Origin of the sequence: Citrobacter sedlakii (genome assembly GCF_018128425.1) — a bacterium.
GTDB lineage: Bacteria > Pseudomonadota > Gammaproteobacteria > Enterobacterales > Enterobacteriaceae > Citrobacter_A > Citrobacter_A sedlakii.
In genome coordinates, this window is record NZ_CP071070.1 from 3,576,333 (window position 1) to 3,600,926 (window position 24,594).

Genomic DNA, 24,594 nt, shown 5'->3' on the forward strand with positions numbered 1-24,594 from the left:
ATTAGCAGGTCATCTTACCGAACACGCGAGCAAAATCGACCGCGATTATTAGCCGAAAATATACAAATACGTCACGAGGGGAGAACGTAGCTTACTTGCACGCAAGGTAAGTATTTGAAAGATAATAGGAACAAATCAAAGCTCACTAATCAATTGAATATAATAGAGTTTAATTCATTTCATTTACTATGGTACCCCCAAATTACCCCCAAATGGTTTTCTCTATAATAGAAAAACGGAAATAACAATGTTAAAGCATCCAGTGTCATCTAACATAAAATGTAGTCTTTACCATAGCTTTTGAACCCAGAGAGGCCAATGCATAGCCTCTCTAAGTACTATTAGTAAAAATTATTGGCCGTGGCACCTTTTATATTTTTTTCCGCTACCACATGGACAGGCCTCGTTCCGTCCTACTTTATTTAAGCTCTTCATTTTCGTTAAGGCCATATGAATATTTGGGTTAGAACCATTGTATTCCTTTAATCTCTCAACCTCTTCATATATATATGCATTTGCATCTGTTTTCTCTAGTGGTACCGTAAGTTCAAACGTAACTGCTCTAGAATATTTTCCTTCAGGTTCAATTTCTACCATCACACATGCTTTTATAGGCTGTTTAATATAAATAGCTACAGCGCTTGCTTTTTCATGTATGTTTTTCCAATCGATTTGACATTCAGCATTTTGTATCCAAACAAACAATGTGCTTTCTTCGTCTAAAATAGACAAATAATACCCTGGATTTTTTTCTAAACCAGTCCAGAGCTCCCTTAGCATAATCCCAAGCTTTGATCGAGTATGTGCATCATAGTTTCTAATTTGACTATCAACTGATAGCCATCCCGGAGAACGAGTATTTTCTAGCGCTTCCAATAGAGTTAGGACTTCATTTGGGAAGTCTTGGACTGGTAATGGCTTTATTTTCCAGTCCTCACCTTCAAAGCTGCTATCAACGATATCACTCATACCGTTCCAGAGAAGCATACTATTATTATCTTTTTTAAGTTGCTCAATACTATCAAAATCATAACGATTTTTTGTGATATAAGCACCAAGATGATCGAATTCATCGTAAAGAAAAGCTTTTGTAACATTTGCAAAGGCTTGTCGTACCTCCATATAATGTACAAATGCTCCTGTAGAAGGAAGGAATCTTTTCAAAACAAATAAGTCATCAATAGACATTGAAATAAATCCATACTGACCCAGAAGAGGTTTAATTTGTGGTAATTGCTTACAGAAAGATGAAAAAGGTGAGAACGATTCAACTGTCAATCCAATTGGTATCAATAGTCGATAGTCTGTATATTTTATTCTTCCACATTCTTTATATTTTCCATCTACTAATTGATAAAGAGAAACCTCCTCTTCGGATACAAGGTAATTAAAGAAGCGTTCACATTGTTTGTAGGCTTTGATTACCAAATCCTGTACTGATTGGGCGTGACGTTTAAAATCTGTAGCAGGTGAAGCAATTGTTGCCGCCGCACCAGCTTTGGCTTCTACAAGGAACAATACGTCATCCATTAATATCAGTGTGTCGTTTTCAGACCATTGGTTGTTTTCAGGATCTTTATAATAAATTTCATTGAATACTTTTGCTTCGGAGAACTGTGGCTTCAATATGTCATAAAAAGCCCCCTCACTCATTATTTTTTGACGATTCTTGAATTCTTTCGCATATTCAGGCTTCCGCTGCAATAGATTATGGAGCAATGATCGATAACCTGAGTCACGTATAAAACAGGGATCGACAGCATAATATCCTGAATCAAGTTTCAACAAGGGTTTTTTCCTTGCTGGGAGAGTTCTATAAGGAGTCCCTGAAAAATCACCCGCAGCAAAGAAATCACTTTCCTCCCCACGTTCATAGGCTAAATCTGCTAATATTTTCTTGGGTAAGTTAGTATGCTTACTTAAATTTGCAATGCCGCCTCTAAATATATCACTTGCAGCCTGATTAGCTAGTTCTACTTGTTCACTATTTTCCTCAACCCACGATCTCATAACCTCTTCTACAGGTTTTTCTTGCTGTGTAGCAACTATCTGCACTTCTATTAGTTGTTCTTTTATTTTTTCAATAGCATTTGAATGACCTGTTCGAATTGTATTAGCGATATCTTGAAAACCTGCTGCTATTTCAGCTCCGCTTATCCCGTAAATTTCTTTCAAAACATCATCATGAGGTGAAAGCACATATCGATAAAACTCTTCCTCTAAAACTAAATAACGGTTCCCTCTAAGCATTACCCATACTGATTTTGCATGAAACTCAATATCGGCTGTGTCTGGTCCGAACAGCCCTTCTTTAGCTTTAACTGAGGATGAAATTGCATATACCATAGCCTGCTGACGCAATTCACTACAAAGCCTAAAAAGCTCATTACATTTCACTTCATCAAATTTTAATTCATTAGGTGCGATATCTGATGCGAGAACTGCATGCACATATTCAAGTATGAATTGAAAATCATTGAGAATGTCTTTTGAAATTGCATCACGACCCTTCGAAATAGTATCACCCACTTCCCTGATTGAATTCATCATATACTGGCAATATATATACCCAATAAGGTCTTCAGGAGGCATGCTTACAATAATAGAGCGGATATTAGAAGCTGTCGATTCCATTTTTTTTAAAATATCATCAGCCGAGTCCGTAATTTTTTTTATTCTTCTCGTAGACATCATGATTCATTCTCTTAAATTGAAGTATAAGTTGAAAAGAATTTTACTATATTCAGGCTTGAACAATACTGAGCGAGATCTAAATAACTCAAATTTCAATCCATTTACTAATGTAACTATCTCTTTGATGCAACGGTTACTTTCAATCTGACTGCGGGAAAATACCAGGTCGTCACCGATAAGATTGCGTTCCATGCGTTCACGCAGCCGTTTGATGATACCCGGCGGCAGCTGTTTGGTGTCGTGCTTCACTTCAGCCTTTGCCACCAGCTCAAACACAATCGCCTGTTCTTCTTCCGTCATGCCGGCGGCCAGTTCGTCGCAGCTCACGCTATCCCATTTCATGTAGGCTATATGGTCAGAGGCCAACCGTGCAGAGTCCTTGCGCTGCTGACGAACAATCTCGATCCCCTTCCGGGTCGCTCTGGCTTCCGCTGCTTTGGTCTGCTTCGCTACGATGATTGTCGCAATGCCGGTTTCCCAGTTGATGCAGGAGTAACGGAAGTTGCACACGTCGCTGGTACGCCAGCCGGTAACGGTCGCAATATCCCACCAGAGTAAAACCCAGTCCGGCTGGGTCTGCTGTATGCGTTCGCGCAGTTTGCGCTGCTCTTCCCGCTCATAAACGGGGGTCATGGTGCGGATGCCTTTCGTGGTAGTGGCTTTTACCACGTTACCGCGCAGCGCGCGGGCTTTTGCTGTCAGGGTCTGGAGGTTAAACATGCTGCACCTCCTCAACGCGAAAACGACATGCCAGAATACAGACACATCCTGCAGGCGTTTTTTCGCGTGCTTCGCGCTCGGTGGAAGCAGTAACATTGTCGATCTGATTTGTGAATTCACCCAGGGTGAGAAAACGCCATGTAAATTCAGGGCGTGTTTGGGTAGACTTAGTGCAAGCCATAATGTTACCTCAACTAACGTTTTGGTTAGACGCCCTGAAAGTGTTACCGCACCTCGGGGCGTTGTTTTTTTTACTTCCTGTGTGTAATGTGTCATTACACATAAACACATTACATCGGGTGTAATTGACGTGTCAACACACAAAAACCAAAGACGTGGTAATCCTCCGTTCCAGTTTCGGCTCGATCCAGAGTTACGAGACATGATGGAACAAGCGCAACAGCAAGACGGAGATGAGTCTTTAGCTGCATGGCTGAAAAGAATTATCCGTAAGGAACTACAACAACGTGGTATCGAACCAAAACAGTAGAATATTTTGAAATCAATACTGCCCTGTAAAATCCGTTGAGATGGAACTTTAAAAAACATGAAAAGATTTAGAGAGTTATTACTAAAAACTTTAGGTGCAAAAACCTCACTTTTTTTATTGGTAGTTTTTTGTATCCTTAGTTTTGCGTTTGGGCAAGCTTTAAATGATATGAACCTATTTGCTAGCTCTGGGGCTATCATTTCTGTCTTTGGGCTTTTGTATACAATAAAATATACAACGCTCAAGAAGTTGTCTAACCAAGAGGCAGAAGTCTCTTCCAGAAGTGGTGTTACGGGACCACCACTCACAGAGGAAGAATACAATAAAATTGTCGAAGCAAACCTAAAACAAGCTAGGATTGATGTTCGTGAAGAACTTAAATCTGAGATTCTTGGTGTAGGTCTTGCGATTTTTGGTACTTTTGTTTGGGCGTATGGTGGATATATTACAATCATCCAACCCTTTGCAGTATGGATGCAAACTATTCTCGGCATGAGATAATAATTGAGTTTTCCGTTCAATGTCATATTGAAGGAAGCGAGATTTATACTCGCTTCCTTCATACCTATAAATCCAAGTTTCTTTGCTAAGTAAAATGAAGATATGACTTTCTCGAGATTGGGAAAATTAAGCATTCTCTCCTCCATTTCGGGAGGCATCAATACAAGAATTTATCCAATCATCAATTTCACTTTCGATAAAGGCAATAGCACGAGCACCAATCTTAATGGAAGAAGGGAATCTTTTCTCAGCCATGAGTCGATAGATCCAAGCCTTGCTATAGTCGGTTCTGCGCTGAACTTCAGGTAAGCGGATAAGGGATTGGGACATATATACCTCTCGAAGTCTAATGTGGTCTACGAGGTATATTTCAGCAAAAACATGCGGGTAGTTGTGGAAGTCACGGTAAATCAGTTGGAGGCAGCTCTACCACTGAAATTGAAGTACGGCCAGAAGTTTTAGAACCCGTAGATCGTCTTTTTGGAAATACTTATGAGCTATTTGGAAGCGTATGAGTTCAGAGCTTCATTAATTAGCATAGTCAACGCTTTATCAGTCACATCGATGCCATCGCCATGCTCCAATATGCTTCTTGAAACACTCCTAGCGACTTCGGATTTGTTCAAATTTTTACCGCGAACATATTTACCACCTGATTTTTCAAGCGCAATAGCCATTCCAGCGATCAGTTTTAACGCTGTATTTTTTCCAGCGAACTCGCCCCATCCTTTTGGTAAAGGCTGGCGCTCTTCACAAGAGTTATCTTGATCACTTCCAAACCAACTATCTGTAGCTGTTATTTCTTTAACAGCCCAAGGCCAAATATCATTGGAATAAAAATCAGCGCCAGTGATATCTCCGCCAGGTGAGCTAGACCATGTTCTTTTGGGATGTAGTTCTTCTGCATTAACAGCACTCAAAATTATCCTCAAGTAACTGGACACAATGTTGTAGATCTCAGGAGGGAATTTAGCTTTCAACTCATCTAAATGTGAATGGCACGATTATGCGGGATACTTACACATATGCCACCTCCTAGTCAGATATCAAATTTTTAACTGTGATACCAGTGGTTGGCAGATAGATACAGATAGGCTATGTGGCGGTGGTAGAGAGTGTGTAAGGAGGCGTGTACCTAAGATTTCATAATTGGGATGCAACCAGCTTCATTGCTGTCTTAGATTTGGACGTTGTTGTAAAATATGCCACGACGAATAGTGTAGTGTGTGCGAACTTCCGCCATAATCGTACACGAGTGAACTCGTGTAGTCGAATGAGGCAGTATATGGAATCCCTGCCGCCGGTCAGAGACCGTAAAGCCATTCGCCGTGGCAAAAAAAAATCTACAACATTAATAAGCACTAAGCAATTCTTTTTTCTCTAAAAATAAGCGTAGATCAAAGTTATCCCATTGAACGAACCAATAGCCTTGAGTAAGAGCATTCCATCCGCTATCAATCTCATCAGCAGATGGTGGTCTATTAAGCTGTAACTTCACAACTTCGGACGTTAATTTTTTCCTCTTTCGTTCTTCAATAAATGGGCAATTAATAACATCAAGAAACAAGTAAAACTTGAATGAATCAATCTTAATATCTGTTACATTCTCCAACATAATCTTAACATACTTAAACATCTTTTCCCTTAAACTATTATAGTGAGAATCTCTATCCATGTAATAAAACAGAGTTATTACCTCAAAATAACTAAAATCAGTACGATTCTCTATATCATAGATTTTACCCAAGAAATCTCGAGTTAGTTTATAATCTTCACCAAGTAATTTTAAAGCAATTAATAAATTCAGATTCTCTAGAGGTATCTTTTTAATTTTACTATTTTTCTCCACCTCAACACACCGCTCAAAATAACTATGAATCAAATTAAAAACATGTCCCTTAAGAATGCCTGCGTCCCCAGAATTCATTCCACTCACATTTTTACATATTATATCGATAAAAATGCATATTTTAACGGACGAATTATGATTAGGTGAAATGAAAAATAAGTGGAAAATTATCTCTATAGCCACACAAAAGAAATCAATGATTTGACGTTCATTGTTTTTCATAAACTCGCTATTAGCTTTACATTTCCTATCCAAATCTATAGCAATATTAGCCAAAGAAGAAATAGTGTAGCCAGAAGCTAAGTTATAGTTTTCTCGCTCAAGAACAAACATTGATTTTATCTTGTTTAGATATGATATCACTGTATTTTTCTTGCTATAGATTTTCTTCACTTTTTCTGGATTTTCTGGATCGATAAATTTGCTTGTCAATGAAGTAAGAATTTCATTTAAATGATTTATAGTCCCTGATTTCGCTGTTGAAAAAGGGCGCTGCGTAATAGATGTCTTTTGTTTATTTACTGTAAGCTTATATTTTTTAAGAGTATCTTCAACGACAAACCGAACATCATTTAGAATGGTTTCATTAAGCGTGAAAATAAATATATCATCAACATACCTCCTGATCGTATAGTGTCTACCATTAAGATAATCTAACTCGCCGAGTAAATTTTCAATTTCTCTGTCTATATCTTGAAACAATACTTCAGAAAAAATCCTGCTAACCTCAGGACCGATTATGATTCCAGCAGTTTCATTATAATTAATTGATTGCATTAGTCGATCAAAAACAGTTCCGAATGAATTTTTGACATGTTTATTTTGCTTGGAAAATTCTTTATTTTTAACTGCCCATGTAATACTATGCGTATAAATACTATCAAAACATTTTGCTACATCCACACTACAAAAAACATCAAATTTTTTTTCTAGATTTATAAATTCCATAGAATTAAAAAACTTGTATAGTCTTGTATATCGATTATAAGAAAAATATGAAGCTAGATGTTTATACTTTTTATCATCCTGTTCTGATTGTATTTCACCTCGTGAAAACTCTAATCCATCCATTTCACTATTTTTAATAAAATATTTAGATGATATTCTTGATGGAGAGCGAAGGCTGAAGTCACTTTTCTGACATAACGATAGTATCATACTCGAGAAGTGTTCATAAAAATCAACAATAGCTAACTGACTTCTTGGATGGATTAATGATAATATACGTGAGGAATCAATATCTTTTTTTATTTTATATGTTAAAGGAATGGTATAGTCTTCATTAATATTTTTTTCAAAAAGAAACGAAAGAACACCATCTGTCTCTGTAGATCTTTTATACTGCGTTATATTATTATAAAATCCTAAATTTGAAAAAATAGCAGGAACTTCATATGGAGAAGTTTCAGTCAAAAGAACACGAAGATAATCCTTCCTTTTTACAGCTTTAGCAGTTCTATTCATTTCCAGCACTCCTTTATCTCTTTTAATCTAGAATAGCTAAAGGTATGAAACCTAATCTTGTAGAATCCACTTCTGAAGTTTAATTTAGCTATTATTCTCTTTTGTTGAAGAGTAAGATTGTTTGATATTCTTTCTGAGAACGAGTTATTTACGTCAAACAAAATGCTGCGCAAAAAATTATCCAACACCTCTAGAGAACAATTGAGACCAATATTTTTATATTGATAATTATAAAAAATACCAGAATTTATTTTTATGCCAGAAACTGGATCTTTGATAGGATAATTACCGGTAATAAATTTAATTCTGTCATTAAGTAATGCAAAGTCATTCGACCTTTTACTCCCATTAAAATACGCAATAAATGATTTAATAATTCTAGCTTTAATTTTTTGAATTTTCTTTAGGGATAAATCAACATGCACCCTTCTGTTTGGGCTCATAAAAACATGATCATTTTCGTTATATACATTGTATATTTTGAAATTGTACCCTAAAAAGTCCATTTCATCTGGCTTGTCAAAGTGGTCCTTTTCATCGCTGCCCCTCCATTTCGCCCCTGCAATATTCAAAAAAGCCAACTTCTCTTTTTCATGTAATGTCAGATCACCTGGCAGATGGCTTGAGAAATAATCAAGAATGAATTGTTTTGTTATTTTTCCTCCATGATGAATAATCAATATATCATCAACAAATCTAGAGTAATAAAAAACATCCTTCTCTTTCAAAAAAAAAGAATCTATTTCATGTAGACAAAGCTCAGCCAAAGTAGCACTTAAACTTACGCCTCTAGGTAGACCTGATATATTTTTATCATCTAGAGATTTTTTAAACTTATATAAGAGACATATGTCGTACCTTGATATTTTACCATCAGATACGATCTTATCAAGTAGAACCTTAAAATCGATACTATCGTAAAATGATTTTATATCTAGTCTAGCTATATTATAAGGACTACCATCTTTTAAATTTAAAATTAGGTTTTTTATAATATCATGCCTGTTGACTCGTGAGAGTTTGTAACTTTTTTTTATATTTCGCACCAATAATCTTGCTATTAACTTATCTTCAATATTTTTAAATTTAATACCTTTTTTACCCGAAATGTTTATTTCTTTAATTCCCTCATCCAGAAACAATTTTTCCTCTGCTTTTATTTGCGCACTTCTAGAAGCTGTGACTCTAGCGGAGTACTCAATTAAGTTCTTATTCTCCATGAGGTCACTATAAGTGATGCATTCCAGAAGATTACTATATGTGTAAGAAAGTTGCTCCATTTTTTCTCTCTTATTTTTTTTCAATTAGAAATCAATGTGTTAAGTCAAACCTATTTATTGTACACCTTTTATCTTGCATAACGCATCACCTAGAACGGCAAATCCAAAATGACTTGTGGTTAAATTTTGATACGTAAAATACATTTGAGCAGATAAAATATTAAGTTAATTAAATGCTATCCTGCACTTTACCAACCAATAACAGATTACTATAAACTTCAAGCATATATCTTCTCTTTTCCAAATACTGAGCATGGTTATATGTACCACGAATACTATTTTTATCCACATGTGCCAGTTGCATTTCTATCCACGAACTATCATAACCTTGCTCATGGAGAATCGTTGAGAAGGTATGCCTAAAACCATGCCCAGTAACTTTACCGCCATATCCAATGCGTTTAATGAGCTGATTTATACTAGCTTCACTCATAGGTTTGTTCGGATCATTCCGCCCCGGAAAAACATAACGATAGCTCCCTGTCATGAGCTTGAGTTCATGTAGTAAATCTAACGCTTGGGTCGACAATGGCACAAGATGCGGCCTGCGCATTTTCATCCTTTCAGCAGGAATTTCCCATATAGCGTTATCTAGATCAAATTCTGACCACAAGGCCGCACGTAATTCGATGGTCCTCACGCCCGTAATCATTAGTAATTTCGTGGCTATCTGGACAAGCTTACTTCCAGTGTAACCCTCTAAGGCGCTCAGGAAATCAGGTATCTCATCAGCTTTTAGGAACGGGAAATGATTTGATTGATGCACTTCGAGAGCGCTTGAGAGATCAGCAGCAGGATTGTACTCCGCCCGGCCCGTTGCAATTGCGTAGCGAAATACTTCGGAGCAACGCTGCCGCACTTTCCGCATTTTCTCCAACGCACCACGTTTCTCAATTTTACGCAGTACGTTCAGCAGCTCTAGCGGTTTAATCTCTCCCACAGGCCTTGTTCCAACATAAGGAAAAATATCGTTCTTAAACGCTTCCATGATGTCTGATGCATATCCTGCCGACCATTTAGCAGATTTAAGTTGATGCCACTCTCTGGCTATCTTTTCGAAGGCGTTCTCTGAGTCTGTTTGCAGAGCCAGCTTTTGCTCTTTTCGAACCTCACTAGGGTTCTTTCCTTCTGCCACAAGTTTTCGAGCTTCATCACGACGGGAACGAGCATCGGCAAGGGTGATCGTTGGGTAAATGCCAAGCGAGATCATCTTGGGTTTGCCAGCATAGCGATAGCGGAACCGCCAGCTCTAGCTTCCATTAGGTTCTATAAGCAATGAAAGCCCTTGCCCATCTCCAAGTGTATAGGCCTTAGCTTCAGGCTTAGCGCGGCGAATCTGCATATCGTTTAAAGGCATGTGTATAGGAATCCGGACCGAACAGGAACATATACACAATCCTATACACATTCAGTACCGGATTCTACTGGATGGTTACGGACTACTATGGACTTAAAAGAATAAAAAACGTTATAAATCAGATAGGTTATAGACTAATACGGACGTTTAGGGAAGTTGAGATGGTGCCGATAATAGGAGTCGAACCTACGACCTTCGCATTACGAATGCGCTGCTCTACCAACTGAGCTATATCGGCCCTGAAAGGACGTGTCCACGAGCGTGAACACGGGGTAGAAGGTTAAAACTAACCGGGCGATGCGTCAATGGCCTTGCGATTCAAATGCCTATTTTTGCATCATCCGGTTGGTTTTACGCACGAATCGTATCGTCGCCGATGCCGATCCACTTGTATGTGGTCAGCGCCTCGAGCCCCATCGGGCCGCGGGCGTGAAGTTTCTGCGTGCTTACCGCCACTTCCGCGCCCAGGCCGAACTGACCGCCATCGGTAAAGCGCGTGGAGGCGTTGACGTAAACAGCGGAAGAATCCACTTCATTCACAAAGCGGTTTGCGTTGTGAATCGTACGCGTCAGGATAGCGTCTGAATGTTGGGTTCCGTGTTCGCGGATATGCGCGATAGCATCATCAAGATCGGCAACAATTTTTACGTTCAGATCCAGCGACAGGAACTCATCGTCGTACTCTTCCGCTTTCACTACTACAACGTGTGCCGGACCCGCGCTCAACGGCGCAAGCGCGTTAGCATCCGCATGCAGCGTTACGCCGCTTTCAGCCATCTGCTGACTCAGCGCGGGCAGGAAACGTTCGGCAATGCCCTGATGCACCAGCAGGGTTTCCACGGTATTACAGGTGCTTGGACGCTGGGTCTTGGCGTTGACGATGATATTCAGCGCCGGTTTAATGTCGGCGCTGTCATCAACAAAAATATGACACACGCCGATCCCGCCGGTGATGACCGGGATAGTCGACTGCTCGCGGCACAGCTTGTGCAGCCCGGCGCCGCCGCGTGGGATCAGCATATCGATGTATTTGTCCATCCGTAGCATCTCGTTCACCAGCGCGCGGTCAGGGCTGTCAATCGCCTGAACAGCGGCTTCCGGTAAACCGCAGGCGTTAAGCGCTTGCTGGATAACGCCTACGGTTACCGCGTTGGTCCGATACGTCTCTTTACCGCCGCGTAGAATGGCGGCGTTGCCGGTTTTCAGACACAGCGAGGCGACGTCCACGGTGACGTTAGGCCGCGCTTCATAAATCACGCCAATCACCCCCAACGGAACCCGGCGACGCTCCAGACGCAGTCCGCTGTCCAGCAGCCTGCCATCCATCACTTCCCCGACCGGATCGGCCAGATGGCATACCTTACGCACATCGTCGGCAATCGCCTTCAGACGCGCAGGGGTGAGCGCCAGACGATCGAGCATCGCTTCGCTCAGGCCGTTGTCACGCGCTCTCGCTACATCCTCGGCGTTGGCGCTGAGGATGATTTCCCTTTGCGCTTCCAGCTCATCGGCGATTTTTTCCAGCACGCGATTTTTTTCACGGCTGGAGAGCAGCGCCAGTTGGTACGACGCGGCTTTTGCCGCTTTGCCCATGTGTTCCAGCATCTGTCTGCTCCTTAGCGGGTAATCATATCATCACGATGAACGGCGACCGGGCCGTATTCGTAGCCCAGAATCGCATCAATCTGCTGTGAGTGGTGTCCGGCAATGCGGCGCAGCGCGTCGCTGTTGTAGCGGCTTACGCCGTGGGCGATGTCGCGCCCTTCCAGATTACGGATGCGGATCACTTCACCACGCGAGAAATTGCCTGTCACGCTTTTAATGCCTTTTGGCAGCAATGAGCTGCCGCGCTCCAGAATGGCGGCGGTCGCCCCTTCATCGACGCTAATTTCCCCGGCAGGCGGCGCGCCGAAGATCCAGCGCTTGCGGTTTTCCAGCGGCGAGGCCTGGGCGTGAAAACGGGTACCCACGGAGAGACCTTCCATTACGTCACCAATCACGCCCGGCTTGCTGCCTGCGGCGATAATAGTGTCGATACCGGCGCGGCAGGCGACGTCGGCGGCCTGCAGTTTGGTGCTCATGCCGCCCGTTCCCAGACCAGAAACGCTGTCGCCGGCAATCGCGCGCAGCGCGTCATCAATACCATAAACGTCTTTGATCAGTTCTGCCTGCGGATCAGTGCGCGGGTCTGCGGTGAACAGCCCCTGCTGGTCGGTCAGCAGCAACAGTTTATCCGCGCCCGCCAGGATAGCCGCCAGCGCCGAAAGATTGTCGTTATCGCCCACTTTGATTTCAGCGGTCGCCACCGCGTCGTTCTCGTTGATCACCGGAACGATATTGTTATCAAGCAGCGCGCGTAGCGTGTCGCGGGCGTTAAGGAAGCGTTCACGGTCTTCCATATCCGCGCGGGTCAGCAGCATCTGTCCGACGTGAATACCGTAAATCGAAAACAGCTGTTCCCACAGTTGAATCAGTCGACTCTGCCCTACCGCGGCCAACAGTTGCTTGGTGGCGATGGTGGCGGGCAGTTCCGGGTAGCCCAGATGTTCACGCCCGGCGGCAATCGCGCCAGAGGTAACGATAACAATACGATGTCCTGCGGCGTGCAGCTGCGCGCACTGACGAACAAGTTCTACGATGTGGGCACGGTTCAGGCGGCGCGATCCGCCCGTTAGCACACTGGTGCCGAGTTTTACCACCAGCGTCTGGCTGTCACTCATGATTCTCTGCCGTTCAAAATAGGGAAAATGATATCAAACGAACGTTTTAGCAGGACTGGCCCCGGTTGCCAACAAGCAGCGCACAAAGCATGAAATTTTGTTGCGCAGGATCAGCAAGCGTAGCGGCAAAGTTTGACGGTTTTATTACCGTGATAAATAAAACCTCTTTTTTAAAATTATTCTGACTTTGTCATAAAACTTTCATTGCAGAACGATAAAAACCATCCTGTTTTTTTCACGGGGACACTCCCAATGAATAGTTGCGCGTTAGATAAATCAGGACTGAAAATGAAAAAGAGCACTCTGGCATTAGTGGTGATGGGAATTGTTGCATCGGCATCCGTGCAGGCAGCAGAAGTGTATAACAAGAACGGTAATAAACTGGATGTGTATGGCAAAGTGAAAGCGATGCACTATTTCAGCGATGATAATGCAAAAGACGGCGACCAGACCTATATCCGTTTTGGCTTTAAAGGCGAAACGCAGATCAACGATCAGTTGACCGGTTACGGTCGCTGGGAAGCTGAATTCGCTGGCAATAAAACCGAAAGTGAGAGCGGTCAGAAGACGCGTCTGGCATTTGCCGGTCTTAAATTTGGTGAGTATGGCTCGTTTGACTACGGTCGTAACCTCGGCGCGCTGTATGACGTCGCCGCCTGGACCGACATGTTCCCGGAATTCGGCGGTGACGGCCTGGCGCAAACCGATAACTTCATGACCAAGCGCGCCAGCGGCCTGGCCACTTACCGCAACACCGACTTCTTCGGGATGATCGACGGCCTGAATATGACCCTGCAATATCAGGGCAAAAACGAAAATCGCGACGTGAAGAAACAGAACGGTGACGGCTTCGGCACTTCACTGAGCTATGACTTCGGCGGCAGCGACTTCGCGATTATCGGCGCATACGCCAACTCTGACCGTACCGATGAGCAGAATCAGCAGGCGCGCGGCCAGGGGCAAAATGCAGAAGGCTGGGCGACTGGTCTGAAATATGATGGTAACGATATTTACCTGGCCACTATCTATTCTGAAACCCGCAACATGGCGCCAATCTCCGGCGGTTTTGCCAATAAAGCGCAGAACTTCGAAGCCGTTGCGCAATATCAGTTCGACTTTGGTCTGCGTCCGTCTCTGGGCTACGTGCAGTCCAAAGGCAAAGATATTGAAGGCGTTGGTGATGAAGATATCGTGAAATATATCGATGTCGGCATGACGTACTATTTCAATAAAAACATGTCCGCCTTTGTTGATTACAAAATCAACCAGATCGATGACGACAATAAACTGGGCGTGAGCAGCGATGACATCGTTGCGCTGGGTATGACTTATCAGTTCTGATGATACATTGCCGGATGGCGTTTCGCGCATCCGGCATTTTTCGCTTTATGCGCTTAACTTCACCGGTTCATCGGCGAAATCGTCAGCAGGTTCCAGCGAAAGCTGTAGTGAGTTCAATAACTCACGCAGCTTCTCGTGAAATTCTCGCAGGGTATATTCCAGTCGCTCAACCACTTCGGTATCCTTAATCGGAACCGCCTTCCAGTCCCCCGCTTTGTCAAACAGACCAAACTGGTAACTGTAAGTGAAGCGATTTTCCTGTGCTTCCAGTTCCATCCACCAGCCCCAGAATTCGCGCAGCTCAGGCGCAGGCTTCACGTTGACGCAAACTGCCAGGCAATCGAAAAAGAATCGATTATCTTCGCACTTGCCTTCACGGATGTAAGGACCTAGCGCGGTAAACTTCTTAATCAACCTGCTCTTCGGGTGTCCACTCGGTAACGTCATTGCGATCTCCTGTTATGAAGCAACTGTTTTACCAAAACAGTAGAATTTAGCAAATTATTAACACAATCTCTTTTCAATCCAGTGCGTGATTTCCTGGAGCGCTTTGTCAAAATTGCGATACACCGGGTTAAACGGTATCTCTAAAAGTTTACCATCGGCGGATGAAGAGGTGATTAAACGCGACTCTTCCTCCGGACTGAACGGATCGTTCTTCCAGAAGCCCGACAGCATGGGCGTCGGGCAGCGTCTGCCGAGCAGTCCCTGCACCTTCAGCGAGTAGCGATTAAGCTCAACGCACAGCGCGTCGTCGGAGGCGTCGTGCATCCCCAGCCGGCTCGCCAGCACGTCAAGATACATTTCCGGTACGGCGCGCTGGCGTTGCACGTCGCTAAGCAACGCGTGTACAACCGGGCCGAGGCAGGCTACCGCTTTCAGACGCGGCGACTCAAGATAAGCGAGGCGCACCGCCACGTTCGCGCCAAAGCGGAAACCAAACGCCGCCACGCGGGTGTGGTCCACCCACGGTATGTTAGGCAACGCTTTCAGCACATGCTGATGCAACAGGCTGGAATCCTGAGTGAGTTTCCACTTCGACGAGAACCCTACCGACGGCATATCCAGCGTCAGCATGGCGATGCCGCGCGGGGCGAAGTAACGCTCATACAAGGTGTAATAATCAGTTTGCATGGCGTCGAGGCCGCCGCACATCAGTACGGTCGGGAACGGCCCGTCGCCTTTCGGCATATGTAAAAAGCCGGTCACGGGCGAACCGCCGGGAATAGCGAACTCCATTTCACGCAGCGTACCGGGCAACCGCTGCGCCGCCTCTTCATAAGCCCGGTTAGCCAACGCCTGCGCCTGCTCAGCCAGCTCGTCGCCTTTCAGATGTGGGTAGGCGGCAATATTATACAGCGTGGACGCATGCAGCCAGTGGCGACCGCTGCGTTCAGCGTCCTGCTCCTGACAAGCCTTCTGCTGCCAGTCCATCGCCTGTTTCGACCATTCATAAATCCAGTTGCCGCCGCGGTAGCCAACCACCGTATCGTACAGTTCAGCGTCGGTGCGCTCGGCTTCGCTCATGACGATGCGCGCCTGCACGTCGAGGATTTCCCACGGGTCCACGCCGCGCCAGATCCACATCAGGCGGTTAATCATACGGTACCAGTGGGGAACGTTTTTACCGTCCAGCGTGGATTGCACCGGCGACTGCGTACCGGCATTGAACCGACGAACCAGGGTCGACGTTTCAGGATGTTTAAAGCGGGGTTTGAACAGGGTTTCACTGAGGTTAGCCTGTGACATGCGTGCAGCCTCCTTAAATACTTACTGAGGCTTATTGTAACCTGTCATGGCGTAAAGAGAACAACGCCCGGCATTGCCAGGCGTTGAAACGTGCGGAGATTAGCGACCAGAAATCGGCGGAACGAAGACCACGCCCATATCCCATGGCTGCTCAATCCAGGTATCCTGCGGGATATCAATAACATAGTCGTCCACCAGCGGACGGCCTGCCGGTTTGGCAAAGATCGTGACGAAGTGGGCTTTCGGATACATTTCGCGGATAGCCACCGCGGTTCCACCGGTATCGACCAGATCGTCGATGACGATAAAGCCTTCACCGTCGCCTTCCGCGCGCTTGAGCACTTTCAGTTCGCGCTGGTTGTCGTGATCGTAGCTGGAAATGCAAACGGTATCGACATGACGAATACCCAATTCACGCGCCAGTAATGCGCCCGGTACCAGACCACCACGGCTAACGGCAATAATGCCTTTCCACTGTTCTGAAGGCATCAGGCGAGCTGCCAGTTTGCGTGCGTGAATCTGCAACATGTCCCAGGTGACGACGTATTTTTCGCTCATGTGAAGTGTCCCAGCCTGTTTATCTACGGCTTAAAAAGTGTTCGAGGGGGAAATAGGTTGCGCGAGATTATAGAGATCTGACGCAGCAAAAACCAGTGTTTCGCGGTATCCGCCCCTCTTTTTACGTGCTTTATACTACCCGCCGACAAAGAAAGTGGTATTCTCAACCGCATTGCGCAAGCCTGACTTGTGGTAATGATTAACCTGCTAACCCTGTGTGCGACAAGCCTGTTTGCCGTACACCGATGAGGAGACTCAACGTGTCTGAACTGTCTCAGTTATCACCACAACCGCTGTGGGATATTTTTGCCAAAATCTGCTCCATTCCGCATCCGTCCTATCATGAAGAACAGCTCGCTGAGCACATTGTTGGCTGGGCGAAAGAGAAAGGTTTCCACGTAGAGCGCGACCAGGTCGGTAATATCCTGATTCGCAAGCCCGCGACCGCAGGCATGGAAAACCGCAAGCCGGTCGTGCTGCAGGCGCACCTCGACATGGTGCCGCAGAAAAATAACGACACCGTACACGATTTCACCAAAGATCCTATTCAGCCCTATATCGACGGCGAGTGGGTAAAAGCGCGCGGCACCACTCTGGGGGCAGACAACGGCATTGGTATGGCCTCTGCGCTGGCGGTTTTAGCCGATGACAGCGTAGTCCACGGACCGCTGGAAGTGCTGCTGACCATGACCGAAGAAGCCGGAATGGACGGCGCGTTTGGTCTGCAGGCCAACTGGCTGCAGGCGGACATTCTGATCAATACCGACTCTGAAGAAGAGGGTGAGATCTACATGGGCTGCGCAGGGGGGATTGATTTTACCTCTAACCTGAAGCTTGAGCGCGAAGCCGTTCCGGCAGGCTTCCAGTGCGTTAAGCTGACCCTGAAAGGGTTGAAGGGCGGCCACTCCGGCGGCGAAATCCACGTGGGCCTCGGTAACGCCAACAAGCTGCTGGTACGCTTCCTCGCCGGTCATGCGCAAGAGCTGGATCTGCGTCTGGTCGACTTTAATGGCGGCACCCTACGTAACGCGATTCCGCGCGAAGCGTTTGCCACCGTTGCGGTTGCGGCTGACAAGGTCGAGACGCTGAAAGCGCGGGTCAATACTTACCAGGCTATCCTGAAAAACGAACTGGCAGAGAAAGAGAAAAATCTCGTGGTTCTGCTGGAGACGACGACCAACGAGAAAGCGGCGCTGACCGCGCAGTCTCGCGACAGCTTTATTCGTCTGCTGAACGCGACCCCGAACGGCGTGATCCGCAATTCTGACGTCGCCAAAGGCGTGGTGGAAACGTCGTTAAACGTGGGCGTGGTCACCATGACTGACGACAACGTAGAAATTCACTGCCTGATCCGTTCGCTGATCGACAGCGGTAAAGACTACGTGGTGAGTATGCTGGATTCTCTCGGCAAGCTGGCAGGCGCGAAAACCGAAGCGAAAGGCGGCTACCCGGGCTGGCAACCGGATGCTAACTCGCCGGTGATGCACCTGGTGCGGGAAACCTATCAGCGTCTGTTCAACAAGACGCCGAACATTCAGATCATCCACGCAGGTCTGGAATGCGGTCTGTTCAAAAAACCGTACCCGGACATGGACATGGTTTCCATCGGGCCAACCATTACCGGTCCGCACTCGCCGGATGAGCAGGTTCATATCGAAAGCGTGGGTCATTACTGGACGCTGCTGACGGAACTGCTGAAAGCGATCCCGGCAAAATAAGTCGGTAATCCATACCGGATGGCGCTACGCCATCCGGTCGTCTATAACCCCAGCAGTAACTGCCGCTCCAGCTGCGGATCAAGCAGCGTAACGTGTAATCCCACCAGGCGAACGCCTCGCCCTCCCCGTCTTTCGTCCCAGGTTTTACGCGCGGTAGAAAGTAAATCGTCTTTGTTCAACCGCGGCCAGACGTGTTCCTGGGTGGTTTGCTGAAAATCATTAAATTTTAATTTCACCCCCTGACGGGCGATTAATAAATCCGGTTTGACCTTTGCCAGACGGCGTTCAAGCTCGGGGTATAAGCGCTCGATGATCGCCTCGCATTCCGACCAGTGATGAATATCTTCCGCCATCGTCCGTTCGACACCCACGGATTTTCGCAGGCGTTCGCTGTTGACGTCCCGCTCGTCAATTCCCTGACTGCGCTCCCAGATAATGCGTCCGAATTTGCCAAAGCGTTTTAACAGCGTCGCCAGGTCAAAATGCTGAATATCGCCGCAGGTACGCAGTCCCATACTTTCCAGTTTTGCCGCAGAGACTTTTCCCACGCCGGGGATTTTTTCCAGCGGCAGCGTTTCGAGAAATGCCGGAACGTCTACTGGCGTGATCACGTACTGCCCGTTTGGTTTATTCAGATCAGAAGCGATTTTTGCCAGAAATTTTACCGGTGCGACGCCCGCAGAAGCGGTCAACCGCAGTTCGTTAAAAATGGTCTGGCGAATTTCCTGAGCGATAAGCGTCGCGGAACCATGACAATGGGTGCTGTCGGTGACGTCAAGATAGGCCTCGTCCAGCGAGAGGGGTTCAATGCGCGAGGTGTAGCGGGAGAAAATTTCGCGGATATGTTCTGACGCTTCTTTATACGCATCGAAACGACCGGGTAATAAGGTGAGGTGCGGGCATAACTTTAACGCCATTCCCGTGGGCATCGCGCTGCGCACGCCAAACTTTCGCGCCGGGTAATTGGCGGAGCTGATCACGCCACGCCGCTCCCGGCTGCCGCCAATGGCGATGGGAATATCGCGCAGCGCGGGGTTGTCGCGCATTTCAACCGCGGCGAAAAAACAGTCCATATCAACATGTATGATTTTACGCATCGCCCCTCCCACACACTGTTTAAGTATACAGTATATTTAGGGAATGAGAAGTCAATGAAGAACCCATAATGTGGTGTCAAAAGAGATGCAATTAAAGAAATGTCTTAATTCGTTTTAGCGTAAAGTGTAAACACAACACGCGGGGCTTGCGAAAAACTGCCGTGGTGCTAATGTGAGCGCTTAAAATCCAGATTCGTCCGATTTTGGGTACTGATATTTGCCGTTCTGGCATGTGTAACCGTTTTATCAAGGAACAAGCAGTATGCGTAAAATCGCATTGTTTATTGCGATGCTTTTGATCCCGTGCGTGTCGTTCGCCGGTTTGCTGAGTAGCAATAGCTCCACGACGCCGATCAGCAAAGAGTATAAGCAGCAGTTGATGGGTTCGCCTGTCTATATTCAGATCTTTAAAGAAGAGCGCACGCTTGATCTCTACGTTAAGATGGGCGAACAGTACCAGTTGCTCGACAGCTATAAGATTTGTAATTACTCCGGCGGTTTAGGCCCTAAACAGCGCCAGGGAGATTTCAAAAGCCCGGAAGGTTTTTACAGCGTTCAGCGTAGCCAGCTCAAACCGGACAGCCGTTTCTATAAAGCCATTAACATTGGCTTTCCTAACGCCTATGACCGCGCACACGGTTATGAGGGCAAGTATCTGATGATTCACGGCGCCTGCGTGTCCGTTGGCTGCTACGCCATGACCGACAGCGGGATTGACGAGATTTTCCAGTTCGTCACCGGCGCGCTGGTGTTTGGCCAGCCGAGCGTTCAGGTCAGCATCTACCCGTTCCGCATGACCGACGCCAATATGCAGCGTCACAAGTACTCTTATTACAAGTCGTTCTGGGCGCAGTTAAAGCCAGGCTACGACTACTTTGAGCAGACCCGCAAGCCACCGACCGTTTCCGTTGTCGATGGCCGCTATGTGGTCAGCAAGCCGTTGAGCCACGAGGTGGTTCACCCGCAGCTGGCGTCAAACTATACGCTCCCCGAGACAAAATAACGCCCACTCGCCTGGCATGATCTTTTGCCAGGTTTCATTGCCCGTCAGCGGTTGAGTGGCGATCACCGAGACCACATCGTTAGGTGTGGTCTGCGAGCTGAAGTCAATTTCCACATCCTGATCCAGCAGCGTAGCGACGCCAAACGGCGCCCGGCGCGTGATCCAGTACAGATTCGTTGAGCAGAACGCCATCACATAGCGTCCGTCTGACAGCAGCATATTGAACACGCCTTTTTCCCGCAGCACCCCCGCCAGCGTCGCGATATATTTAAACACCGAGGCCATGTTGCCCGGCGTGCGTGGGTAACGCAGGGTGAGCTTATGCAGCATCCAGCAAAACGCCTTTTCACTGTCTGTTTCGCCAACCGGACGGAAGTTGCCGGTTTCGAGAGATTTATAACCGCTAAGCTGCCCGTTATGGGCATACGTCCAGTTACGCCCCCACAGCTCGCGGGTAAAGGGATGGGTGTTCTCCAGCGCCACTTCGCCGCGATTCGCCTGACGAATATGGGCTATCACCGAGCAGGATTTTATCGGATACTCCTGTACCAGTCTGGCGATGGGTGAGTTAAAGCTGGGCTGGGGATCTTTAAATGTGCGACAGCCTTTGCCTTCATAAAAGGTGATACCCCAGCCGTCTTTATGCGGTCCGGTGCCGCCGCCACGCTGTACCAGCCCGGTAAAACTAAAGCAAATGTCGGTGGGCACATTGGCGCTCATCCCGAGCAGTTCGCACATATATCACCTCCACAACAGCGGGGGACCAGTTTGCCCCCCAGCGAAGCCTTACTTAACCATCTCTTTTTCGATCAGTTGGATCAGGATATGGATCACTTTAATGTGGATTTCCTGAATACGATCGGCGTAGCCAAAATGCGGCACGCGAATTTCGATATCGGCCGTTCCCGCCATTTTGCCGCCGTCTTTGCCAGTCAGGGTGATCACTTTCATGCCCTTTTCGCGCGCTGCGGCGATGGCTTTGATCACGTTGCCGGAATTGCCGGACGTGGAGATCCCTAACAGTACATCGCCTTCGCGCCCCACGGCTTCGACGTAACGAGAAAAGACGTAGTCGTAGCCAAAATCGTTGCTGACGCAGGAAATGTGGCTGACGTCAGAAATGGCAATCGCCGGATAGCCCGGACGGTTTTCACGGTAACGGCCGGTCAGTTCTTCCGCAAAGTGCATAGCGTCGCAGTGGGAGCCGCCGTTGCCGCAGGAAAGCACCTTACCACCCGCTTTAAAACTGTCTGCCAGCAGGACCGCCGCGCGCTGAATGGCGTGAATGTTGGCGTCATCTTTTAAAAAGTTAGCCAGCGTTTCCGCCGCTTCGTTCAGTTCGTTACGAATAAGATCCTGGTACATGAGGATATCCTTCAGCATGAATGTAAATGACAGAATGCAGTGTACCGGATAGCACCGGAAGCGAGAAGCACAAGCCTCGCTCATCCCCCGTCCTTTTGATTTTTCGTGCCGCGACAAACGGCAACAATGTGAGCTTCGTTGTAATTATTTTGTAAACACATTGCTAAAAGAATTTACATCCACTACAACCTAATCATCACAAGTGGTCAGACCTCCTACAAGCAAGGGAGCTTTTCGTTATGATGATTTTGAGTATTCTCGCTACGATTGTTTTGCTCGGCGCGCTGTTTTATCACCGCGTGAGCTTATTCCTTAGCAGCCTGATCCTGCTCGTATGGACGGCAGCACTCGGTGTGGCCGGACTGTGGAACATCTGGCTGTTGGTGCCTCTGGCCATTATTCTGGTGCCGTTTAACGTGACGCCAATGCGCAAGTCGATGATTTCCGCGCCGGTGTTCCGCGGCTTCCGTAAGGTCATGCCGCCAATGTCGCGCACCGAAAAAGAAGCCATCGATGCCGGGACCACCTGGTGGGAAGGCGATCTGTTCCAGGGGAAACCGGACTGGAAAAAACTGCACAATTACCCGCAGCCGCGCCTGACCGCAGAAGAACAAGCGTTTATTGACGGTCCGGTAGAAGAAGCGTGCCGCATGGCGAACGATTTCCAGATCACGCATGAGCTGGCGGATCTGCCGCCCGAATTATGGGCCTTCCTGAAAGAACATCGCTTCTTCGCGATGATCATCAAAAAAGAGTACGGCGGTCTGGAATTTTCTGCCTACGCCCAGTCGCGCGTGTTGCAAAAACTGTCCGGCGTTTCCGGGATTCTGGCGATTACCGTTGGCGTACCCAACTCATTAGGCCCCGGGGAACTGCTGCAACATTACGGTACCCAGGAGCAGAAAGACCACTATCTGCCTCGCCTGGCCCGCGGTCAGGAAATTCCCTGCTTTGCGCTGACCAGCCCGGAAGCGGGTTCCGATGCGGGAGCCATTCCGGACACCGGTATCGTCTGTATGGGTGAATGGCAGGGTCAGCAGGTGCTGGGGATGCGCCTGACCTGGAACAAGCGTTACATCACGCTCGCGCCGATCGCCACCGTACTGGGGCTGGCGTTTAAGCTGTCTGACCCGGAAAAACTGCTGGGTGGTGAAGAAGAGCTCGGCATTACCTGCGCGTTGATCCCCACCTCGACGCCTGGCGTAGAAATTGGTCGCCGCCACTTCCCGCTGAACGTGCCGTTCCAGAACGGTCCAACGCGCGGCAAAGATGTCTTTGTGCCGATCGATTACATCATTGGCGGGCCGAAAATGGCCGGTCAGGGTTGGCGTATGCTGGTCGAATGCCTCTCGGTCGGCCGTGGGATTACTCTGCCGTCAAACTCGACGGGGGGCCTGAAGTCCGTCGCCATGGCGACCGGCGCTTATGCCCATATCCGTCGACAGTTTAAAATCTCTATCGGTAAGATGGAGGGTATTGAAGAACCGTTAGCGCGCATTGCCGGTAACGCCTACGTGATGGACGCAGCGGCGTCGCTGATTACTTATGGCATTATGCTCGGTGAGAAACCGGCTGTCCTGTCGGCCATTGTGAAGTACCACTGTACGCATCGCGGTCAGCAGTCAATCATCGACGCGATGGATATTACTGGCGGTAAAGGCATTATGCTGGGTGAAGGCAACTTCCTTGCCCGCGCCTATCAGGGCGCGCCAATCGCGATTACCGTTGAAGGCGCGAATATCCTGACCCGCAGCATGATGATCTTTGGGCAGGGCGCGATACGCTGCCATCCGTATGTACTGGAGGAAATGGCCGCCGCGCAGAGCAACGACGTTAACGCATTCGATAAGCTGTTGTTTAAACATATCGGTCACGTCGGCAGTAATAAAGTTCGCAGTTTCTGGCTGGGTCTGACGCGCGGCCTTACCAGCGCCTCGCCAACCAGCGACGCAACCAAACGTTACTACCAGCATCTTAACCGTCTGAGCGCAAACCTGGCGCTGCTGTCCGATGTTTCTATGGCGGTGCTGGGCGGTAGCCTGAAGCGTCGCGAGCGTATCTCCGCGCGTCTGGGGGATGTATTGAGCCAGCTATACCTGGCCTCGGCGGTGCTGAAGCGGTATGACGATGAAGGCCGTCATGAGGCTGACCTGCCGCTGGTTCACTGGGGGGTTCAGGATGCGTTGTATCAGGCAGAGCAGGCCATTGACGATCTGTTGCAAAACTTCCCGAATCGTCTGGTTGCCGGTCTGCTGAACGTGGTGATCTTCCCGACCGGTCGTCACTATCTGGCGCCATCGGATAAGCTGGATCATAAAGTGGCGAAAATCCTCCAGGTGCCGAACGCGACGCGCGACCGTATTGGCCGCGGCCAGTACCTGACCCCGAGTGAGCATAATCCGGTAGGCCTGCTGGAAGCAGCATTGCGTGACATCATTGCCGCCGAACCAATCCACCAGCGGATCTGTAAAGAGATTGGCAAAAACCTGCCGTTTACCCGTCTGGACGAACTGGCGCAGAACGCGCTGGCGAAAGGCTTGATCGACAAAGATGAAGCCGCCATTCTGGTCAGAGCCGAAGAGAGCCGTCTGCGCAGCATCAACGTGGATGATTTCGACGCCGATGCGCTGGCGACACAGCCGGTAAAGCTGCCGGAGAAGACGCGTAAAGTCGAAGCGGCATAACGCT

At 47.5% G+C, this 24,594-nt stretch carries 21 protein-coding genes, 1 tRNA gene and 1 pseudogene; 6 read left to right on the forward strand and 17 right to left on the reverse strand.

The features are described from left to right. Positions 1-351: 351 nt before the first annotated feature. Genes JY391_RS17140 through JY391_RS17150 form a run of 3 tightly spaced genes read right to left on the reverse strand, consistent with a single transcriptional unit; the run spans position 352 to position 3,595 of the window. A complete protein-coding gene (locus JY391_RS17140) occupies positions 352-2,694 on the reverse strand; it encodes a YecA/YgfB family protein (RefSeq protein ID WP_229264067.1) in 2,343 nt (780 codons plus the stop codon). 3 nt (positions 2,695-2,697) lie between these two features. Further along, complete coding sequence (locus tag JY391_RS17145) at positions 2,698-3,414, reverse strand: hypothetical protein (protein WP_229264068.1); 717 nt, start codon at positions 3,412-3,414, stop codon at positions 2,698-2,700. Continuing rightward, positions 3,407-3,595, reverse strand: coding sequence for a host cell division inhibitor Icd-like protein (locus tag JY391_RS17150; RefSeq protein WP_211934719.1), 189 nt, complete (start codon positions 3,593-3,595; stop codon positions 3,407-3,409). Before JY391_RS17150 ends, JY391_RS17145 begins: the two co-directional genes overlap by 8 nt. Before the next feature lie 129 nt (positions 3,596-3,724). Between JY391_RS17150 and JY391_RS23820 the strand changes: the two genes are divergently transcribed. Then, positions 3,725-3,904 carry a YlcI/YnfO family protein gene (locus JY391_RS23820; protein ID WP_229264069.1) on the forward strand — a complete coding sequence of 60 codons (180 nt, stop codon included), beginning with the start codon at positions 3,725-3,727 and terminating at the stop codon, positions 3,902-3,904. A 57-nt stretch (positions 3,905-3,961) separates the two neighbouring features. After that, positions 3,962-4,405 (forward strand): hypothetical protein, encoded by a 444-nt coding sequence (locus JY391_RS17155; protein WP_038434560.1) that lies wholly within the window; start codon positions 3,962-3,964, stop codon positions 4,403-4,405. 126 nt (positions 4,406-4,531) lie between these two features. On the opposite strand, the gene JY391_RS17160 is transcribed toward JY391_RS17155, so the two are convergent. The 8 genes and pseudogenes from JY391_RS17160 to proB form a co-directional block, all read right to left on the reverse strand. Next, complete coding sequence (locus tag JY391_RS17160) at positions 4,532-4,735, reverse strand: helix-turn-helix transcriptional regulator (RefSeq protein WP_211934720.1); 204 nt, start codon at positions 4,733-4,735, stop codon at positions 4,532-4,534. A 167-nt stretch (positions 4,736-4,902) separates the two neighbouring features. After that, positions 4,903-5,325 (reverse strand): hypothetical protein, encoded by a 423-nt coding sequence (locus JY391_RS17165; RefSeq protein WP_211934721.1) that lies wholly within the window; start codon positions 5,323-5,325, stop codon positions 4,903-4,905. 431 nt (positions 5,326-5,756) lie between these two features. After that, entirely contained in the window at positions 5,757-7,718 is a 1,962-nt protein-coding gene (gene drt3b / locus JY391_RS17170) for an antiviral reverse transcriptase Drt3b (RefSeq protein ID WP_211934722.1), read from the reverse strand. Then, a complete protein-coding gene (gene drt3a / locus JY391_RS17175) occupies positions 7,715-8,998 on the reverse strand; it encodes an antiviral reverse transcriptase Drt3a (RefSeq protein WP_211934723.1) in 1,284 nt (427 codons plus the stop codon). The genes drt3b and drt3a overlap by 4 nt, the downstream gene beginning before the upstream one ends. A gap of 169 nt (positions 8,999-9,167) precedes the next feature. Further along, positions 9,168-10,355 (reverse strand): annotated as a pseudogene (locus JY391_RS17180) (tyrosine-type recombinase/integrase). 162 nt (positions 10,356-10,517) lie between these two features. Next, positions 10,518-10,593, reverse strand: a tRNA-Thr gene (locus tag JY391_RS17185). Between the two features lie 113 nt (positions 10,594-10,706). Further along, positions 10,707-11,960 carry a glutamate-5-semialdehyde dehydrogenase gene (gene proA, locus JY391_RS17190; protein ID WP_211934724.1) on the reverse strand — a complete coding sequence of 418 codons (1,254 nt, stop codon included), beginning with the start codon at positions 11,958-11,960 and terminating at the stop codon, positions 10,707-10,709. A gap of 11 nt (positions 11,961-11,971) precedes the next feature. Further along, positions 11,972-13,075: a glutamate 5-kinase gene (proB, locus tag JY391_RS17195; RefSeq protein ID WP_211934725.1), complete on the reverse strand. Its 1,104-nt coding sequence runs from the start codon at positions 13,073-13,075 to the stop codon at positions 11,972-11,974. A 288-nt stretch (positions 13,076-13,363) separates the two neighbouring features. Here proB and phoE point away from each other — a divergent pair, with 288 nt between their 5' ends. Next, positions 13,364-14,416 carry a phosphoporin PhoE gene (gene phoE, locus JY391_RS17200; RefSeq protein ID WP_211934726.1) on the forward strand — a complete coding sequence of 351 codons (1,053 nt, stop codon included), beginning with the start codon at positions 13,364-13,366 and terminating at the stop codon, positions 14,414-14,416. A 45-nt stretch (positions 14,417-14,461) separates the two neighbouring features. On the opposite strand, the gene crl is transcribed toward phoE, so the two are convergent. From crl to gpt, 3 genes are all read right to left on the reverse strand, one after another. Beyond that, on the reverse strand, positions 14,462-14,863 hold the full coding sequence (gene crl / locus JY391_RS17205; protein ID WP_042286152.1) for a sigma factor-binding protein Crl: 402 nt from the start codon (positions 14,861-14,863) through the stop codon (positions 14,462-14,464). Positions 14,864-14,920: 57 nt separating this feature from the next. Next, a complete protein-coding gene (gene frsA, locus JY391_RS17210; protein WP_042286154.1) occupies positions 14,921-16,165 on the reverse strand; it encodes an esterase FrsA in 1,245 nt (414 codons plus the stop codon). A 99-nt stretch (positions 16,166-16,264) separates the two neighbouring features. Next, positions 16,265-16,723, reverse strand: coding sequence for a xanthine phosphoribosyltransferase (gpt, locus tag JY391_RS17215; protein ID WP_003863205.1), 459 nt, complete (start codon positions 16,721-16,723; stop codon positions 16,265-16,267). A 260-nt stretch (positions 16,724-16,983) separates the two neighbouring features. Here gpt and pepD point away from each other — a divergent pair, with 260 nt between their 5' ends. Then, positions 16,984-18,441, forward strand: a complete 1,458-nt coding sequence (gene pepD, locus JY391_RS17220; RefSeq protein ID WP_205612913.1) for a cytosol nonspecific dipeptidase — start codon at positions 16,984-16,986, stop codon at positions 18,439-18,441. Between the two features lie 41 nt (positions 18,442-18,482). Here pepD and dinB read toward each other — a convergent pair whose 3' ends face one another. Then, positions 18,483-19,538, reverse strand: coding sequence for a DNA polymerase IV (gene dinB, locus JY391_RS17225; RefSeq protein WP_211934727.1), 1,056 nt, complete (start codon positions 19,536-19,538; stop codon positions 18,483-18,485). 262 nt (positions 19,539-19,800) lie between these two features. Here dinB and dpaA point away from each other — a divergent pair, with 262 nt between their 5' ends. Beyond that, the gene (gene dpaA / locus JY391_RS17230) at positions 19,801-20,541 is read left to right on the forward strand and encodes a peptidoglycan meso-diaminopimelic acid protein amidase (RefSeq protein WP_042286159.1); all 741 of its coding nucleotides are present in this window, start codon (positions 19,801-19,803) and stop codon (positions 20,539-20,541) included. Here dpaA and JY391_RS17235 read toward each other — a convergent pair. Both JY391_RS17235 and lpcA read right to left on the reverse strand, forming a co-directional pair. Then, complete coding sequence (locus tag JY391_RS17235; protein WP_181821925.1) at positions 20,512-21,279, reverse strand: class II glutamine amidotransferase; 768 nt, start codon at positions 21,277-21,279, stop codon at positions 20,512-20,514. The genes dpaA and JY391_RS17235 overlap by 30 nt on opposite strands. Before the next feature lie 48 nt (positions 21,280-21,327). Further along, positions 21,328-21,906, reverse strand: a complete 579-nt coding sequence (lpcA, locus tag JY391_RS17240) for a D-sedoheptulose 7-phosphate isomerase (RefSeq protein ID WP_028017728.1) — start codon at positions 21,904-21,906, stop codon at positions 21,328-21,330. A 239-nt stretch (positions 21,907-22,145) separates the two neighbouring features. Between lpcA and fadE the strand changes: the two genes are divergently transcribed. After that, positions 22,146-24,590, forward strand: coding sequence for an acyl-CoA dehydrogenase FadE (gene fadE / locus JY391_RS17245; RefSeq protein WP_211934728.1), 2,445 nt, complete (start codon positions 22,146-22,148; stop codon positions 24,588-24,590). The last annotated feature ends 4 nt before the right edge of the window (positions 24,591-24,594 follow it).